Here is a 15,741-nt window from a genome sequence, read left to right on the forward strand (position 1 = left end):
ACAGCCGGGCGCCCGCCCGCCAATGCAGCCCTACTTAGGGGCTCGTCCGCGCCTTTGCATCGGGGAAGGCGAAGGCCCGGGCCGGGTCGAGGGCGACGGCCACCGCCTCGCCCCGCCCCAGCAAGGCGCCCGGGGGCATGCGGGCATGGAGGTGCAACGCGCCCCCCTCCCCGTCCGGCACCGCCATGTGCACCAGCGTGGTCGCGCCCAGCAGGCGGCAGGCCTGCACCTCGGCCGGGGTCGCCCCCTCCGTTCCGGAGGGCAGGACGCGCAGGCCTTCGGGGCGCAGCAGAACCTCGCAGGGGCTCCCTTCCTCCAGGCCGCGCCCGGGTGCCGGGCCGATCACGGTCCAGGCGAGCCCGTCGCGGATCCGGGCCGGCAGCCGGTTCACCTCGCCCAGAAAGGTCGCGACAAAGGGATCGGCGGGGGCGAGGTACAGCTCCTCCGGCGTGCCGAGCTGGACGACACGGCCCATCCGCATCAGCGCGATGCGGTCGGCCATGAACATCGCCTCCTCCGCATCATGGGTGACGATCAGGGCGGGGATGCCCGCCTGCTGGAGCACGTGCAGCGTGTCGTCGCGCACCTGCTCGCGCAGCCGGGCGTCGAGGCTGGCGAAGGCCTCGTCCAGCAGCAGCACGGAAGGGCGCGGCGCCAGGGCGCGGGCCAGGGCGACGCGCTGCTGCTGCCCGCCGGACAACTGGTGCGGCCAGGATTCGGCATAGGCCTCGAGGCCGACCCGGGCCAGCGCCTCCGCCACGCGCCAGCCGCGGTCGCCGCGCGGCACGCGCTTCAGCCCGAAGGCCACGTTCTCCCCCACGGTCAGGTGCGGGAACAAGGCGTAGTCCTGGAAGACGAGGCCCACGTTGCGTCCCTCGGGCGGGACGGCGCGCCCCTTCTCGGCCAGGGGGCGCCCGTCCAGTTCGATCCTTCCGTGCTGCAGGGATTCCAGCCCGGCGACGAGGCGCAGCAGCGTGGTCTTGCCGTCGCCGGAGGGGCCGAGCAGGCACAGGATTTCGCCCTTCGCCACTTCCAGCGAGACGCCGCGCAGCACCTCCCGCTCGCCAAAGGCGTGGCGGATGTCGGAAAGGCGGAGGCTCATGCGGCCTCGGGCGGGGTCTCGGCCGCTTGCGGCGCGGACAGTTCCAGCACGGCGAGGTCCTGGCTCACCAGTTCCTCCTTGCGCGGCAGCTCGCCCAGGGATTTCAGCCCGAACTGGTCCAGGAAGCGCGGCGTGGTGCCCCAGAGCGTCGGCCGCCCGGGCGTTTCCCTGCGGCCGCGCGGCGCGACCAGCCCGGCTTCCAGCAGGGAATCGAGCGTGGTCTGCGCCAGGGCCGCGCCGCGGATCTCCTCAATCTCGGCGCGCGTCACAGGCTGGTGGTAGGCGATGATGGCCAGCGCCTCCATCGCCGCGCGCGGCAGGCGGCGCGGCACCTCGACGACGCGGGTGATGGCGGGGGCGAGGTCGAGCGCGGTGCGGAAGGCGAAGCCGCCCGCCACCTCCACCAGCTCCACCGCCGCCCCGGCGGTGCGGGCGGCGAGCGCGGTCAGCACCGCCTGCGCTTCGACCCCCGGCGGCAGGGCCAGCTGGACGCGCGCGGCGGGAACCGGCTTGTCGGAGGCGAAGATCAGTGCCTCGGCGATCCGCATGGCGTGGAGGAAATCAGGGTCCTGCATGGACGGGCGCTCCGGCACGGAGGCGGATGGGGGCGAAGGGGGCATCCTGCTCAATCTCCAGCCCGCCACCGCGCGCCGCCTCCAGCGCCGCGACCAGGGTGGAGGCCAGCGCCGCCTTGCGGTCGAGCGGCGTGGCCAGGCCCTCGGGCAGGAAGGCGGACAGAGTAGACCAGGCCGGTCCCGCCTCACCGATCAGGGAACGGAGGCGGGACAGCGCCTCGGCCACGCTCCACAGCTTGCGGGGCTTGGGCGTGAAGGGGCGCGTGGCGGCACCGCGCCGCCGCGCCGCGGCATAGGCGCGCAGCAGTCCGTTCAGGTCGAGGGCAAGGCCGGAACGATCCTCGACGCGCAGGGATTCTGGGGCACCACGGGCGAAGGTCTCGCGGCCCAGCTGGGCGCGGCCCGAGAGCCAGCGCGCCGCCTCGCGCATCCGCGCCAGCTCCTCCAGCCGGTCGGTGAGGCGCTGGGCAGCCAGCAGCGGGTCTTCCTCCTCCGGCCCGCGCTCCTCCTCGGGCAGAAGGAGGCGCGACTTCAGCCAGGCGAGCCAGGCGGCCATGACCAGCCATTCCGCCTGCAGCTCCAGCCGCACCCGGCGTGCGCCCTCCACGACCGCGAGGAACTGGTCCACCAGCGACAGGATGGAGATGCGCCGCAGGTCGAGTTTCTGCGCCCGCGCGAGGTCCAGGAGCGCATCGAGCGGCCCCTCGTAGCTTTCCAGCCGGACGAGGAGGCTTTCGCTCACGTCAGCCCGGCCGCACGCAGGATGAAGTTGAAGGCCGGGCGCACCAGCTCGCGGACAAACCAGTCCATGGGGCGGAACCAGGGCAGCGCCAGCGGCAGGAGGAACAGCACGCCGATGACAATGAACAGCCCATGCCGCTCCAGCCGCGCCACGGCCAGGGCCGGCCGCATCGGCAACAGGCCGACCAGGATGCGCCCGCCATCGAGCGGCGGGATAGGGAACAGGTTGAACAGCCCGAGCACGAGGTTGGCCAGGATGGACAGGCCGAGGAAGCGGAACAGCCACTCGCTATCCGCAAGGCCCGCGACGTGCAGCAGCAGCGCGGAGATGAAGGCGAGCAGGAAGTTGGTCGCCGGCCCCGCCGCCGCCACCCACATCATGCCGGTCTTGGGGTCGCGCAGGTTGCGGATGTCCACCGGAACGGGCTTGGCCCAGCCGAACATCATCTCCACCCGCCCCACCGTCAGCAGCTGCGAGATGAGCAGGAATCCCGGCAGCAGCACCGTCCCGATCGGGTCCACGTGGCGCAGCGGGTTCAGCGAGACGCGGCCCAGCCGCGCCGCGGTGTCGTCGCCTAGGCCGAGCGCGGCATAGCCATGCGCCGCCTCGTGCAGGGTGATGGCGATGACGGTGGCCAGCACCGCGGCCAGCAACTCGGGAAGCACGGCGGGATCCATCAGGCGGCCAGCTTCGCGTCCTGCGCGGCGTGGCGCGAGGCCGCCAGCCGCCGTTCCGCCGCCGCATGGAGGGGGCGGCTGCCCGCGAGCACCGCCGCGCTTTCCTCCAGCACGCCCGAGCAGTGCAGCGCCACGTCGCACCCGGCCGCCAGCGATGCCGCCGCCAGCTCCGTGAGGTCGCCGCGCAGCGCCTTCATGGCAAGGTCGTCGGAGATCAGCAGCCCGCCGAAGCCGATCGCGCCCCGGATGTGCCGCCCGATCACAAGAGGGGACAAGGTGGCCGGCAGCGCCGCATCCAGCGCGGGGTAGAGGATATGCGCGGTCATCGCCCACAGGTCGTCGGCGGCGAGCACCCGGAAAGGCTCCGAATCCGCCGAAACGTCGCCCTCCACCACCGGCAGCGCCTCGTGGCTGTCCAGCGTGGCGCGGCCATGGCCGGGAATGTGCTTGATGACGGGCTGGGCGCCCGCCTCGCGCAGCCCCGCGACCGTGGCGGCGCCGAGACGCGCGACCTCCTTCGGGTCGGCGGAAAAGGCGCGGTCGCCGATGACGTCGTGCGCGCCGGGCAGGCGGAGGTCGAGGAGCGGCGCGCAGACCACGTCCAGCCCTTCCGCCACGCACATGGCGCCGAGCGCGGCGGCGCTGCGTCGCGCCGCCTCGGCCGGGCCGTTCTCGAACTGCGCGGGCGGTGGAAAGGCGGTCCAGTGCGGCGGTCGCAGCCGCGCGACCCGCCCGCCCTCCTGGTCCACCAGGATTGGCGCCTCCGCGCCCAGCTCCTCGCGGATGGCGGCGGTCAGGGCGCGAAGCTGGGCGGGATCCACGACGTTGCGGGCGAAGAGGATGACGCCCAGCGGCCGCCGCTCACGCAGCAGCGCCGCTTCCTCGCGGGACAGGACCGGCCCGGACAGGCCGATGATCGCGGACAGCGTCACCCGGCGGCCGCAACGTTGCAGGCGACGTTGCGGACACGCAGCGATTCGCAGAAGGACCGGGCAGCGGCGGCATCCGGGAAGCCCCCGGTCCGGACCCGGAAGATCGGCGGCTGCCCGGCGCCTGAATCGACGCGCAAGATGACGGGGCTGCGTCCCTGCAATTCGGGTGCGCGCCGTACGAGGCGATCCCATTCCGCCCGCGCGCCCTCCTCCGACCGCGTCGCGGCGATCTGCACCATCACGCGCCCGGTCGCGACCGGCGCGGCGGCGCGTTCCGGCGCCGGGGTCGGGGCGGGCGCAGCCACAGGCGCGGCAAGGCGGGGCTGTGCCGATGGCGCAGCCGTCGCGGGCGCGGAAGGCGTAGCGGGGCGCGGCTCCTGCTGGGCGCGCAGCACCTCGAAACGCGGCGCTTCCGGCCCCGGGGCCAGGCGCGCAACGGCGGCATTCTCGCCGGGACGGGAGGAATGGCGCTCGAAGATGCGCTCGCCCTGGTTCGGGACGACGATGCCGCCGGGATTGTCGGGACGCACCTTGAAGGGGCGACCATCCGGCTCGATCACGGGGATGCCCCGCGGCCCCCATTGCCCGACCAGCCAGATGATCAGCGCGGCCAGCGCCACGGAGGCGCAGAGCCCCCCGCCGATCATCCACAGCCGGGGCGGAATCCCCAGGCCGGACCTCGTCCTCTCCGGCGGGCGCACCCGCCAGGAAGGAAGCATCGCATCACTCATGTTCGCAGGCCCCCTAACGCATCTCCTCCACCGGCGTGACCCCCATCACGCCGAGGCCGGAACGAATGACGACCGCCATGGCAGAAACCAGGGCCAGCCGGGCCTTCGTGGCCTCCGGCGCGGCATCCTGGATGAAACGCAGGGCGGTGTCGTCCTTCCCCTTGTTCCATAATAGGTGAAAATCCCCCGCGAGGTCATTCAAAAAGAACGCGATTCGATGCGGTTCCCGCGCGGCGGCCGCACCCTCGACCACGCGCGGCCAGGACGCCATGCGGCGGATCAGCCCCAGCTCCGCCGGGTCGGACAGATGCGACAGGTCGGCGCCTTCCAACTCGGAGGCCGCGGGGTCGCCCGCCGCGCGCAGCACCGAGCGGGCGCGGGCATGGGCGTACTGGACGTAGAAGACGGGATTGTCGCGCGATTGCTGCACGACGAGGTCCAGGTCGAACTCCATCTGCGCGTCGCTCTTGCGCGTCAGCATGGTGAAGCGCACCGCGTCCTTGCCCACCTCCTCGATCAGGTCGGCCAAGGTGACGTAGGTGCCGGCGCGCTTGCTCATCCGCACCGGCTGTCCGTCCTTCACCACATGGACGATCTGCGCCAGAACCACGTCGAGCGGCACCTCGCGGCTGGAAAGGGCGGCGACGGCGGCCTGCATCCGCCGCACATAGCCGCCATGGTCTGCGCCCCAGACATGGAGAAGCTGGGTGAAGCCGCGCTCCAGCTTGTGGAGGTGGTTGGCGATGTCGTTGGCGAAGTAAGTGCCGCTGCCGTCCGACTTGCGCAGGGGCCGGTCCACCTCGTCGCCGAAATCGGTCGCGCGGAACAGGGTCTGCTCGCGCGGCTCCCAATCCTCGGGCGTCTTGCCCTTGGGGGGTTCCAACACCCCGCGATAGATCAGGTTCTGGGCAGCAAGCCGGGCTTCCGCCTCCTCCAGCTTGCCGGCCTCGATCAGCGCGGCCTCGCTGACGAAGACATCGTGCCGGACGCCGAGCGCGGCGAGGTCGGCCCGGATCTCCTCCATCATCCGCTCCACCGCGAAGCGGCGGATCAGCAGGAGGTTGGCCTCGCTCGGCTCCAGCAGAGCCGATCCGTGCGCCTCGGCCAGGGCTTGCCCGACCGGGAGGAGGTAATGCCCGCCATACTGGAGTTGGACCCCATAGCGCGCCTCGACCGCCGCCTTGCGCGCAGCCTCGTCCGCCCCTTCCTCCCACAGCCCGTGGGCGTCGCGTGGCAGCGCCTCCAGGTAGCGCCAGAAGGAGGCCCATGCGAGGGCCTGAACCTGCGCGCCCGCGTCGTTGATGTAGTACTCCTTGGTGACGTCAAAGCCGGCCTTGCTCAGGAGCCCGGCCAGCGCGTCCCCCACCACGGCGCCGCGGCAATGGCCGACATGCATCGGCCCGGTCGGGTTGGCGGAGACGTATTCCAGGTTCACCCGTCCCGGCTTGGGGGCGCCCTCGCCGAAGGCCTCGCCCCGGCGCAGCACCAGCGGGACCACGGCGCGGAGGAAGCCCTCCTCCAGCCGGATGTTCACGAAGCCCGGCCCGGCCGGCGTCGCTTCCGCCACCTCGGGCAGGGAGGCCAGGGCCTCGGCCAGTTGCGCGGCCAGCTTGGGCGGCGGCAGCTTTGCGGCCTTGCCCACCACCAGCGCCGCATTGGTCGCCATGTCGCCGTGGGAGGCCTCGCGCGGGGGCTCGACCACCACCTTGCTGAAGGCCTCGGCGGGCAGGTCGGGCAGGATCCGGCCCAGCGCGGCCACGATGAGGCCGCGGAGATGGGCGAAGATGTCGTCGTTCATGGCCCGCGCCTCTTGGGCCGGGCGCGGCCCTTCGGCAAGAGGGCCCGCCCCTACCCAACCGCGTGCGGGTCGGTGAGGCGGCGGTACTCCTCCAGGGCGAAGCGGTCGGTCATGCCGGCGATGTAGTCGCACACCACCTGGGCGCATTCCGGCGTCCCGGCGCGTCCGGCCCAGCCGCGCCAGGGATCGGGCAGCATCTGCGGCCCGCCGTGGAGGAGCTGGAACAGCACCTGGAGCGCGCGCTTCGACTTCTGGGTCGCGCGATTCACGCGGAAATGCCGGTACATGCGCTCGAACAGGAACTCGCGGATCTCGCCGTTGCGCCGCGCCATTCCCTCGCTGAAAGCCACGACCGGCGTTTCCGCGGCGCGGATCTCGTCCGCGTCGCGCGGGTTCAGCGCGGAGATGCGGCGCGTCGCCTCGGCCGCCACGTCGGCGATCATGGCCGCGATCACCCGCCGCACCATCTCCGGCGCGGCGCGGTCCCGTGGTAGGTCCGCGTGGGCGAGGCGCGCGGCGTGCAGCGCCTCCCCGGCCAGGGGAAGCTCCTCGACATCCTCGAGGCTGAAGATGCCGGCGCGCAGCCCGTCCTCCAGGTCGTGGTTGTTGTAAGCGATGTCGTCCGAAAGCGCGGCGACCTGCGCTTCCGCGCTGGCATGGGTGCCGAGGTCAAGCGGGTGCAGCGCGTCGTAGTCCCGGATAAAGCCCGTCGGCCGCCGCACCGGGCCGTTGTGCTTGGCGAGGCCTTCCAGTGTTTCCCAACACAGGTTCAGCCCATCGAACCCGGCGTAGCGACGCTCCAGCCGGGTCACGTGCTTGAGGGACTGGGCGTTGTGGTCGAATCCGCCATGCGGGCGCATGCAGGCGTTCAGCGCCTCCTCCCCCGCATGGCCGAAGGGCGGGTGGCCGAGGTCATGCGCCAGGGCCAGGGCTTCGGCCAGATCCTCGTCGAGGGACAGCATCCGCGCCAGGGAGCGGGCGATCTGCGCCACCTCGATGGAATGGGTCAGGCGGGTGCGGAAATGGTCGCCCTCGTGGAAGACGAAGACCTGCGTCTTGTATTGCAGCCGCCGGAAGGCGCGGGAATGGATGATGCGGTCGCGGTCGCGCTGCCAGGGCGTTCGCGCCGGATCCTCCGCCTCGGGATGGAGGCGGCCGCGGGTCGCCCGCACCGCATGGGCGGCCTTCGGGCGCGGCGTGTGGAAATCATCGGGCATCGCCCCTAGATTGGCAGACATGGACAGCGCAAGCACCCCCGGCTTCGGCGTGACAGAACGTGCGGCGACGGAGATCGCCGCCATCGCGGCGCGGGAAGGCCGGCCCGAGGCCGGGCTGCGCGTCAGCGTCTCGGCGGGCGGGTGCTCCGGCCTGCAATACGGCTTCGCGCTGGAGGACAAGCGCGAGCGGGACGACCTGGTCGTCGAGGTCGCGGGAACGCGGGTCTACGTCGACTCCGTTTCGCTCGACTTCCTCGGCGGTGCGGTGCTGGACTGGCACGACAGCCTGATGGGCAGCCATTTCAAGATCACCAACCCGCAGGCGGTCAGCGGTTGCGGCTGCGGCACCTCCTTCGCCGTCGCGTGATCCTCGCCAGCTTCAACGTCAATTCGGTACGGCGGCGCACGCCTCACCTCCTGCGCTTCCTCGAGCGCGCGAAGCCGGATGCCGTGGTGCTGCAGGAACTCAAGTGCCGCACCGAGGAGTTCCCGCGGCTGGAATTCGAGGCCGCCGGGTGGAAGCTCCACGTCGTCGGCCAGCGCGGCGGGCGCAACGGCGTCGCCCTGGTCACCCGCCACGATTTCGAGGTGATCGGCGAGGAGCTCCCCGGCGAGGCCGAGGACGACCATGCCCGCTTCCTTGCGGTCCGACTGAACGGCATCGTCCTGGCCGGCATCTACCTGCCCAACGGCAACAGCGGCGGCGAGGCCGGGCTGGAATACAAGTGGCGCTGGATGGAGCGGCTGCGCGAATGGGCCGCCGCGCGGCTGGACCATTTCGAGCCGCTCGCCATCCTCGGCGACTTCAATGTTTGCCCCACCGACGCCGACCTCGCCCCCGGCGCCCTGCCGCCCACGGATGCGCTGGTGCATCCGGGCAGCCGGGCGCGGTTCCGGGCGATGCTGCATCTGGGGCTGACGGATTCGCTGCGCGCCCTCCATCCGGACGATGCGCCTTTCACCTACTGGGATTACGGCGCCGCCTTCGAAAGCAATCGCGGCCTGCGAATCGACCACGCACTGCTTTCCGCCGATCTGGCGGAGCGGCTTCAATCCTGCGAGGTGGACACGATGGCCCGGTCGGAGGAAAGCCCTTCGGACCACGCGCCCGTGCTGGTGCGGCTTTCCGCCTGAGACCAACCCGCCGGGGCAGGTAGCGCCCGCCTTCGGCGAGAGGCGAATGCACGACCACCGGCGCCGGTGAGGCGCCGAGTCAGCCGCATCCCGCCAGCAGCAGGGAGGCGGCCAGCGCCGTCAGCCAGCCAGGAACCCTGCCGCCACGAGGCCGAGGGACAGCCCCGTCATCGCTGCGAGCGGCAGGGACTGCCAGCGCAGCAGCCGCGGCGACGCATACAGCGTGATGCGCAGCGGCTTGGGAGGAATGCGAAGCTCGTCGTCGGTCCAGGTGTTCGCGCTCATGAGGAGAGCGAACCATGAACAAACTCCGAACGCAAGAGGCTTTGTTCACTTCTCGTTCGCGGCTTCTCCGGGCAGCGAGATTCCGGTGAGCGCCTGCCAGACGCGGATCACGAAGGCGTCGTCACGCCCTCCCTGCCCGAGCCCGCGCTGCGCGACGAAGAGTTGCAGGGCCTGGGCGGCGAGCGGCACGGGCATCGCCGCCTCGCGCGCCATCGCTTCCACGAGGCCGAGATCTTTCACGAAGATGTCGCCGGCGGAGAGCGGCGTGTCGTCGCCCTCCAAAACATGCGCCATGCGGTTGCCGAACATCCAGGAATTGCCGGCCGCGCTCGTCACCACGTCATAGACGGTGCGCGGCTCCAGCCCGGACCGGATCGCCAGCGCCATGGCCTCGGCGGCAGCAGCGATATGCACGCCGGCCAGAAGCTGGTGCACGACCTTCATGGCGGCGCCCTGCCCCGGCTCCGTGCCCAGCCGCCATACCTTGCCGGACACCGCTTCCAGCAGTGGCCTCGCCGCGGCGAAGGCTTCGTCGCTGCCGCTCGCCATCACGGTCATGCGGCCCTCGCGCGCCGCCACCGCGCCGCCCGAGACCGGCGCGTCCAGGTAGAGCAAGCCGCGCGACTCCGCTTCCGCCGCCAGCGCGCGCGCCTCGGCCGGCGACATGGTGGCGCTGACCACGAGCACGCCGCCGGGCGCCACGCGCGGCGCCGCGCCCGCTTCCCCGAACAAGGCCTGCCGCGCCTGGGTCGCGTTCACCGTCAGCACCAGCACCGCATCCTGGCCCGGCTCCAGGTCGCTGCCGCGCGCGACGGCGCGATTGCCGAAGGCGGCGCGGGCACGTTCGGACGGGTCCACCCCCGTCACCTCCAGCCCGGCGCGCAACGCGCTCTGCGCCGCGCCGCCACCCATGCTGCCCAGGCCGATCACCGCCGCCTTCATGCCCCGATGCTCCAGCTTTCGCGCGCATTCAGCGCAGTCGGGTCGAACCCGGCCAGCTTCTTGTACTCGGCCGCCACGCGCTCGAGTTCCGCCTGGGTGATCACGGATTCGAGATCGCCGAACCCGTCCGGGGCGCGGCGATGCACTTCCTCCAGGATCAGGTCCGGTCCGAGTTCGCGATTGGCCAGGGTCAGCTTCGCCGTCGGCGGGCGGCGCGCTTGTTCATAGGCGAGCAGCCCGTCCTCCACCCGCTCATGGCGTGCGATGTTCAGGGCCAGCTGCCGTGCATCCAGCACCGCCTGCGACGCGCCGTTGGAGCCGATCGGGTACATCGGGTGCGCCGCGTCGCCCAGCAGGGTCACGCGGCCTTCGGTCCAGCATAACAGCGGGTCGCGATCCACCATCGGGTATTCCAGCACCCGCTCGGCGCGGCGGATCAGGCCTGGGACATCCAGCCAGCCCCAGTCCCAGGATTCGTAGTGCGGTAGGAAGGCGGCGCGGTCGGCCTCGCGGTTCCAGTCCTCGCGCCGGAAGCCCTGCGAAGGGTCCACCTTCATCTCTGCGATCCAGTTGGTCAGCACCGTCCCGTCGGGATGATGGGCGATGGGATAGACGACGAATTTCTGGCTGTGGTGCCCAGCCTGCACCATGGTCGCGCCGCCCAGGAAAGGCGGCGCCACGGTGGTGCCGCGCCACAGGATGGCGCCTTGCCAGGAAGGAGGCCCCTCATCCGGCGCGAAGTGGCGGCGGATGGCGGAATGGATGCCGTCGGCGCCGATCAGTGCCTCGCCGCGCGCCTCGCCGCCCGCCTCGAAGACGAGGGTCACGCCGTCCGCATCCTGCGCGAAGCCTGACACGCGCCGTCCCGTTTCGGCCGTGATGCCGCGTTCCCGCGCCACCTCCAGCAGCATCATGTGCAGGCGGCCACGGTGCACGGAGTATTGCGGCCAGCGATACCCGGCGGCGAGGCCGCGATCCTCCCGCCAGATCAGCTGGCCGTGCGCGGAGACGTAGCGAAGCTCCCGCGTCGCCACGCCGATCCCGGCCAAGCGCTCACCCAGCCCCAGCTCGGTCAGTTCCCGCACTGCGTGCGGAAGGAGGTTGATCCCGACCCCCAGTGGGCGGATTTCCTCCACCGCCTCGAAGACGCGGCAAGGGCGGCCGGCGGCGTGCAGCGACAACGCCGCGACCAGCCCGCCAATCCCGCCCCCGGCGAGAAGGATCACAGCGCCGCCTCCACCCACGCGGCCCAGCGCAGCGCCTCTCCATCCTCGGCCGCGACCACCTGCACGCCGAGCGGCAGTCCCTTCGGCCCCTCCCCGGCCGGCACGGTCACGCAGGGCAGGTGCAGCGCGGTCCAGAGCGAGTTGCAGCCCGGATCGCCGGTCCAGCCGATGCCTTCCGGCGCTTCGCCGGGCGCGGAGGCGGTGAGCAGCGCGTCGAAGCCCTCCATCGCCGCCGCCATGGCGCGCCGCGCCGCGACAAAGGCCGCGCGCCCGGCGACCAGCTTCGCCGGGTCGGCCGCCATCGCGTCCTCCATCTTCTCCCGCAGCACGGGCGACAGCAGGGAGCGGGCGTGATCCATCTCCCAGGCCAGGGCGTCGTGGGATTCCATGTTCATCACGAAGGGGTGCAGCGCATTGGCCTCGGCGCATTCCGCCGGCATGGCGAAGGCTTCGACCGTTGCCCCTGCGCAGCGCGCGGCCTCCTCGACGCGGCCCAGCAGCGCGCGCGTCTCCTCGCCGCAGAGGGACTCGCCCGGCCCCATCGTCACGCCGATGCGCGGGGCGCGGCCCGGCCGCTCGGAGGGGCGTCCGTGGTCGCGCCCGGTCAAGGCCTGCATCCCCAGCGCGATGTCGTCCAGCGAGCGCGCCATCAGCCCGATCGTATCCAGGCTCTCGCTCATCACCTTCATGCCGCCGCGATGGATGGCGCCGAAGGAGGGCTTGAAGCCATGGACCCCGCAGAACGCCGCGGGCCGAATGACGCTGCCCCCGGTCTGAGTGGCGATGGCAAGCGGAAAGAACCCCGCCGCCACCCCCGCCGCCGAGCCCGAGGAAGAACCGCCCGGCGTGTGGCGTGGGTCATGCGGGTTCGTCGTCGGCCCCGGGAAGCGCGTGGCGAACTCGGTCGTGACGGTCTTGCCCGCGACGACCATCCCGGCCCGCCGCGCCAGCGCCACCGCCGCGCTGTCCGTGCGCGGCCGGTGCCCGGCCCAGATCGGGGAGCCGTACTGGGAAGGCATGTCCGCCGTATCCAGCACGTCCTTCACGCCGAGATGGATGCCGGCGAGCGGCCCCTTCGCCCGCGCCGCCTGCGCGCGCACCGCCTCGGGGTCGTGCCATGTGAATGCGCGCAGCACGTTCTCGCGTGCCGCCACCGCCTCCAGCAGCGCTTCCGCCACCTCGCGCGGGTCGGTGCGCCCGGATTGGACGCGGGAAAGGGTCTCGGTCGCGGTCAAGCGGGAAAGGTCCGTCATGGGCGCAGCGTAACCATGCGCCGCGGCGCCTGGGAACCATCGGCCGTGGACACCACTTGGGGTGGCGATGGTCACCACCGAGCCCCTGCCCGGCGGCGCGCTGCGGCACGAGGTCGCGGTGGCTGCCGATGCCTTGCCCCCGGTCTCCCCCCAGGCGTTGGAAGCGGCGTGGGAAGTGGCGCGCGCCGCCGCCGATGCCGGGCTCTGGGGCCCGGCGCGGCTCCTGGTCTTCGCCGATGCCGACCCCATCGCACTCACCGACCCCGATGCCGCCTGCTGGGCCGAGGCGATGGCGCAGCATGTCGGGCTGGACACGCTGGGCGGCCTCGCCCTCTGCCTGCGGCTGCTGGCCTTGGTCGAGGTGATGGGCCGTGCGTCCTGGCTGCGCGGCTTCTTCGCCATCGGCCCCGAGGGCGCGGAGTTCCATCCGGCCCTGCTTGCCGCCGCGGCCCGGGCGCCGTTGGACGCGACCGGGCGGTTCGCGGATGCGGCGTTGCGTGGCATGTTGTCGCGGAGCCTTCCCGCTTGAGGATTCCCATGCGCGCCGTCATCCCCCTGCTTCTGCTCGCCGCTGCCTGCGCCCCGCGCACGGAGAGTTTCTTCCAGCCCCGACCCGGCGCACCCGATACGAACCCCCGCGTGGTCGCCGCCTGCCGCGAGGAGGTTACGCGCATCCTCGCCCGGCAGGACCGCTCCCAGCTGATCCGCGAGGATGAGCGCGACGCCCGCCTCGGCGCCGAGGCGACGCCCTTCACCCACCGTGCCACGCAGGACCGCCTCGGCCGCGGCTTCCAGTACGACCGGCTGGTGAATGACTGCATCCGCGAGAACACGCGCCAGACCCAGCGCGCGGCGCCAGCCGCCCCCGCCATGCCAGGGCGCTGAGCCTGGCCTCCTTTGGCGCGCTCGGGCGTGCCCTTTCGCATCGCGACGCGCGCATCTTCTTCGGCGCTTCGCTCACCGCCTGGACCGGGCTGTGGATGCACCGCATCGCAGTCACCTGGCTCGCCTGGGAGCTGACGCGCTCCCCCTTCTGGGTCGGGATGGTCGCGTTCTGCGACTTGGCCCCGGCCGTGGTGTTCAGCCCCATCGCCGGCGCCGTAGCCGACCGAATGGACCGGGTGCGACTGACCATGATCGCCCAGGCGGCCATCGCCGCGCAGGCCTTCTGCGTCGCCCTGCTGACGATGACCGGGCTGATCTCCATCGGCCCGCTGCTGTTCTTCGAGGTGATCGGCGGCATCGCCGCCTCCTTCGCGCAGCCGGCGCGGCAGGCGCTGATGCCAGGGCTGGTGCCTCGCTCCGACCTGCCGGCGGCGGTCGCCTGCAATTCCCTTTGCTTCAACGTGGCGCGCTTCCTCGGTCCCGCCATCGCCGGACCGATGATCGCCGTCTTCGGCGTGGTGCCGGCCATCCTCTGCAACGTCGCCGCCTATGTGATCGCCTGCGCCACCATGCCGCTGCTTCGGCCGGAGGCGGAGCACATCCGCGGCCACGCGCCTGAGGCGTCGCTCCTGGCGGAGATGCTTGAGGGCATCCGCTATGCCGCCACCCATCCCGGCATCGGGCCGATCTTTCTGTTCGCCGGGATCACGGCTGTCCTGCTGCGCGGGGTGCAGGAAATCCTGCCGCCCTATGTGGAGCGGCTGTTCGGCCAAGGCGCACCCGGGCTGGCCCTGCTGACGGCAGCGATCGGCGTCGGGGCGCTGATCGCGGGGCTATGGGTCGCCTCGCGCGGGCGGACCGCGGGCGCGACGCGCCTCGCCGTGGCGGGGGTGGCGGCGCAGGCCGTGTTCATCGCGGGCTTCGTGGCGACGGGCTGGTTCCCCTTCGCCGTGGCCTGCGCCGCGGCCTTCGGGGCCTCGGCCTCCATCCACGGCATTTCGGTGCAGATGCTGGCGCAGTCGGCGGCGCTGACCAAGATGCGTGGGCGCACCCTTTCGCTCTGGGGCCTGATCACACGCGCCTGCCCGGCCCTGGGCGCGCTGGTGCTCGGCCTGGCGGGCGAGGCCTTCGGGATGCGGTGGCCCACCTTGTGTGCGGTTGCCCTCGCCCTCATGGTCGCGCTCTGGGGCGCCACGCGAATCCGCGCATGGGCCAAACACCTGGAAACGACCTGAATGCTGGATTGCGCCATCGTCGGCATGGGCAACTGGGGCCGCAAGCTGGTGGACAGCGTGCAAGGCCGAAACGGAGCGGGGCTGCGCTTCGTCGCCGGCAGCACCGGCACCATCGAGAAGGCACGGCCCTACGCAGCCGAGAAGGGCATCACCCTGCACGAGGGGTACGAGGCGGTGCTGGCCGATCCGCGCGTGCAGGCCGTGGTCCTCGCCACGCCCCACGCCCAGCACGCCGACCAGGTGGTGGCCGCCGCCCGCGCGGGGAAGCATGTCTTCGTGGAGAAGCCCTTTACCCTCTCCCGCGAAAGCGCCGAGGCCGCGGTGGCCGCCTGCCGCGCCGCCGGGGTGGTGCTGGCGCTCGGCCACAATCGCCGCTTCCTGCCCGCCGTGGCGAAGATGAAGGCGATGCTGGAAGATGGCCGCCTGGGCACGCTGTTGCATGTCGAGGGCCAGTTCAGCGGGCCAGGCGGCTTCGCCTACAAGCCCGGGGCTTGGCGCGCCGACCGCGCCGAAAGCCCGCTGGGTGGCATGGGTGGCATGGGCATCCACATGGTGGACATGATCATCAACCTTGCCGGGCGGTTCCGCGACGTTCGGGTGGTGAGCCATGCCCGCGTCCTGCCCACGATCGACGACACGACGGCGATGCTGGCGACGCTGGAATCCGGCGCGACCGTTTCCTTCGCCACCCTGGCCGCCGCCCCGCGCCTGTGGCGCGTCGCCCTCTACGGCACGGATGGCTGGGCGGAGCTGCATGGGCATGAGCGCCTGACCTTCCGCCCGCGCGACGGCGAGGACCAGGTGACCGACTTCCCGCCCACCGACATCGAGCGTGCCGAGCTGGAGGCCTTCGCCGCCGCGGTCGCCGGAGGCCTGGCCTACCCCCTACCGCTGGAGGAGGCGGTCCATGGCGTCAGCGTCTTCGAGACGATGATCTGGGCCGCGAGCTCCGGCAGCGTTTGCCGCGTGGCCTGAGCAAGGCTATCCAACCCGTCGCAACCCCTGGA

Annotated in this window: 18 protein-coding genes; 6 read left to right on the forward strand and 12 right to left on the reverse strand. The window is 72.1% G+C overall.

All coding sequences use genetic code 11. The features are described 5' to 3' along the window. Positions 1–34 precede the first annotated feature (34 nt). From OF850_RS11690 to OF850_RS11725, 8 genes are read right to left on the reverse strand one after another with little or no spacing between them, the layout of a single operon-like run. Complete coding sequence (locus OF850_RS11690) at positions 35–1,102, reverse strand: ABC transporter ATP-binding protein (protein WP_301590301.1); 1,068 nt, start codon at positions 1,100–1,102, stop codon at positions 35–37. Then, positions 1,099–1,677 carry an SMC-Scp complex subunit ScpB gene (gene scpB, locus OF850_RS11695; RefSeq protein ID WP_301590302.1) on the reverse strand — a complete coding sequence of 193 codons (579 nt, stop codon included), beginning with the start codon at positions 1,675–1,677 and terminating at the stop codon, positions 1,099–1,101. Before scpB ends, OF850_RS11690 begins: the two co-directional genes overlap by 4 nt. Then, complete coding sequence (locus tag OF850_RS11700) at positions 1,664–2,419, reverse strand: segregation and condensation protein A (RefSeq protein WP_301590304.1); 756 nt, start codon at positions 2,417–2,419, stop codon at positions 1,664–1,666. Before OF850_RS11700 ends, scpB begins: the two co-directional genes overlap by 14 nt. After that, positions 2,416–3,096: a site-2 protease family protein gene (locus tag OF850_RS11705; protein WP_301590306.1), complete on the reverse strand. Its 681-nt coding sequence runs from the start codon at positions 3,094–3,096 to the stop codon at positions 2,416–2,418. The genes OF850_RS11700 and OF850_RS11705 overlap by 4 nt, the downstream gene beginning before the upstream one ends. Continuing rightward, positions 3,096–4,028 (reverse strand): beta-N-acetylhexosaminidase, encoded by a 933-nt coding sequence (gene nagZ / locus OF850_RS11710; protein WP_301590308.1) that lies wholly within the window; start codon positions 4,026–4,028, stop codon positions 3,096–3,098. Before nagZ ends, OF850_RS11705 begins: the two co-directional genes overlap by 1 nt. Then, positions 4,025–4,759 carry an SPOR domain-containing protein gene (locus tag OF850_RS11715; protein WP_301590310.1) on the reverse strand — a complete coding sequence of 245 codons (735 nt, stop codon included), beginning with the start codon at positions 4,757–4,759 and terminating at the stop codon, positions 4,025–4,027. The genes nagZ and OF850_RS11715 overlap by 4 nt, the downstream gene beginning before the upstream one ends. A gap of 13 nt (positions 4,760–4,772) precedes the next feature. After that, positions 4,773–6,557, reverse strand: a complete 1,785-nt coding sequence (argS, locus tag OF850_RS11720; RefSeq protein WP_301590312.1) for an arginine--tRNA ligase — start codon at positions 6,555–6,557, stop codon at positions 4,773–4,775. A 50-nt stretch (positions 6,558–6,607) separates the two neighbouring features. Then, positions 6,608–7,795: a deoxyguanosinetriphosphate triphosphohydrolase gene (locus OF850_RS11725; RefSeq protein WP_301590314.1), complete on the reverse strand. Its 1,188-nt coding sequence runs from the start codon at positions 7,793–7,795 to the stop codon at positions 6,608–6,610. On the opposite strand from OF850_RS11725, the gene OF850_RS11730 reads away from it, so the two are divergent. Both OF850_RS11730 and xth read left to right on the forward strand, forming a co-directional pair. Further along, positions 7,794–8,141, forward strand: coding sequence for a HesB/IscA family protein (locus OF850_RS11730; RefSeq protein ID WP_301590316.1), 348 nt, complete (start codon positions 7,794–7,796; stop codon positions 8,139–8,141). The genes OF850_RS11725 and OF850_RS11730 overlap by 2 nt on opposite strands. After that, positions 8,108–8,908 (forward strand): exodeoxyribonuclease III, encoded by an 801-nt coding sequence (gene xth, locus OF850_RS11735; RefSeq protein ID WP_302474310.1) that lies wholly within the window; start codon positions 8,108–8,110, stop codon positions 8,906–8,908. Before OF850_RS11730 ends, xth begins: the two co-directional genes overlap by 34 nt. Positions 8,909–9,028: 120 nt before the next feature. On the opposite strand, the gene OF850_RS11740 is transcribed toward xth, so the two are convergent. Genes OF850_RS11740 through OF850_RS11755 form a run of 4 tightly spaced genes read right to left on the reverse strand, consistent with a single transcriptional unit; the run spans position 9,029 to position 12,614 of the window. Next, positions 9,029–9,193, reverse strand: a complete 165-nt coding sequence (locus OF850_RS11740; protein ID WP_301590317.1) for a hypothetical protein — start codon at positions 9,191–9,193, stop codon at positions 9,029–9,031. Positions 9,194–9,238: 45 nt separating this feature from the next. After that, positions 9,239–10,135 (reverse strand): L-threonate dehydrogenase, encoded by an 897-nt coding sequence (gene ltnD, locus OF850_RS11745; RefSeq protein ID WP_301590318.1) that lies wholly within the window; start codon positions 10,133–10,135, stop codon positions 9,239–9,241. Then, a complete protein-coding gene (locus OF850_RS11750; RefSeq protein WP_301590319.1) occupies positions 10,132–11,361 on the reverse strand; it encodes a flavin-dependent oxidoreductase in 1,230 nt (409 codons plus the stop codon). The genes ltnD and OF850_RS11750 overlap by 4 nt, the downstream gene beginning before the upstream one ends. Continuing rightward, positions 11,358–12,614, reverse strand: a complete 1,257-nt coding sequence (locus tag OF850_RS11755; RefSeq protein WP_301590320.1) for an amidase — start codon at positions 12,612–12,614, stop codon at positions 11,358–11,360. Before OF850_RS11755 ends, OF850_RS11750 begins: the two co-directional genes overlap by 4 nt. 67 nt (positions 12,615–12,681) lie before the next feature. Between OF850_RS11755 and OF850_RS11760 the strand changes: the two genes are divergently transcribed. From OF850_RS11760 to OF850_RS11775, 4 genes are read left to right on the forward strand one after another with little or no spacing between them, the layout of a single operon-like run. After that, positions 12,682–13,143: a hypothetical protein gene (locus OF850_RS11760; protein ID WP_301590458.1), complete on the forward strand. Its 462-nt coding sequence runs from the start codon at positions 12,682–12,684 to the stop codon at positions 13,141–13,143. Between the two features lie 8 nt (positions 13,144–13,151). Beyond that, a complete protein-coding gene (locus OF850_RS11765; RefSeq protein WP_301590321.1) occupies positions 13,152–13,499 on the forward strand; it encodes a hypothetical protein in 348 nt (115 codons plus the stop codon). A 2-nt stretch (positions 13,500–13,501) separates the two neighbouring features. Further along, a complete protein-coding gene (locus OF850_RS11770; RefSeq protein WP_301590459.1) occupies positions 13,502–14,734 on the forward strand; it encodes an MFS transporter in 1,233 nt (410 codons plus the stop codon). Beyond that, entirely contained in the window at positions 14,735–15,709 is a 975-nt protein-coding gene (locus OF850_RS11775) for a Gfo/Idh/MocA family protein (RefSeq protein ID WP_301590323.1), read from the forward strand. Positions 15,710–15,741 lie beyond the last annotated feature (32 nt).

The organism is Sabulicella glaciei, from assembly GCF_026183895.1.
Classification (GTDB): domain Bacteria; phylum Pseudomonadota; class Alphaproteobacteria; order Acetobacterales; family Acetobacteraceae; genus Roseococcus; species Roseococcus glaciei.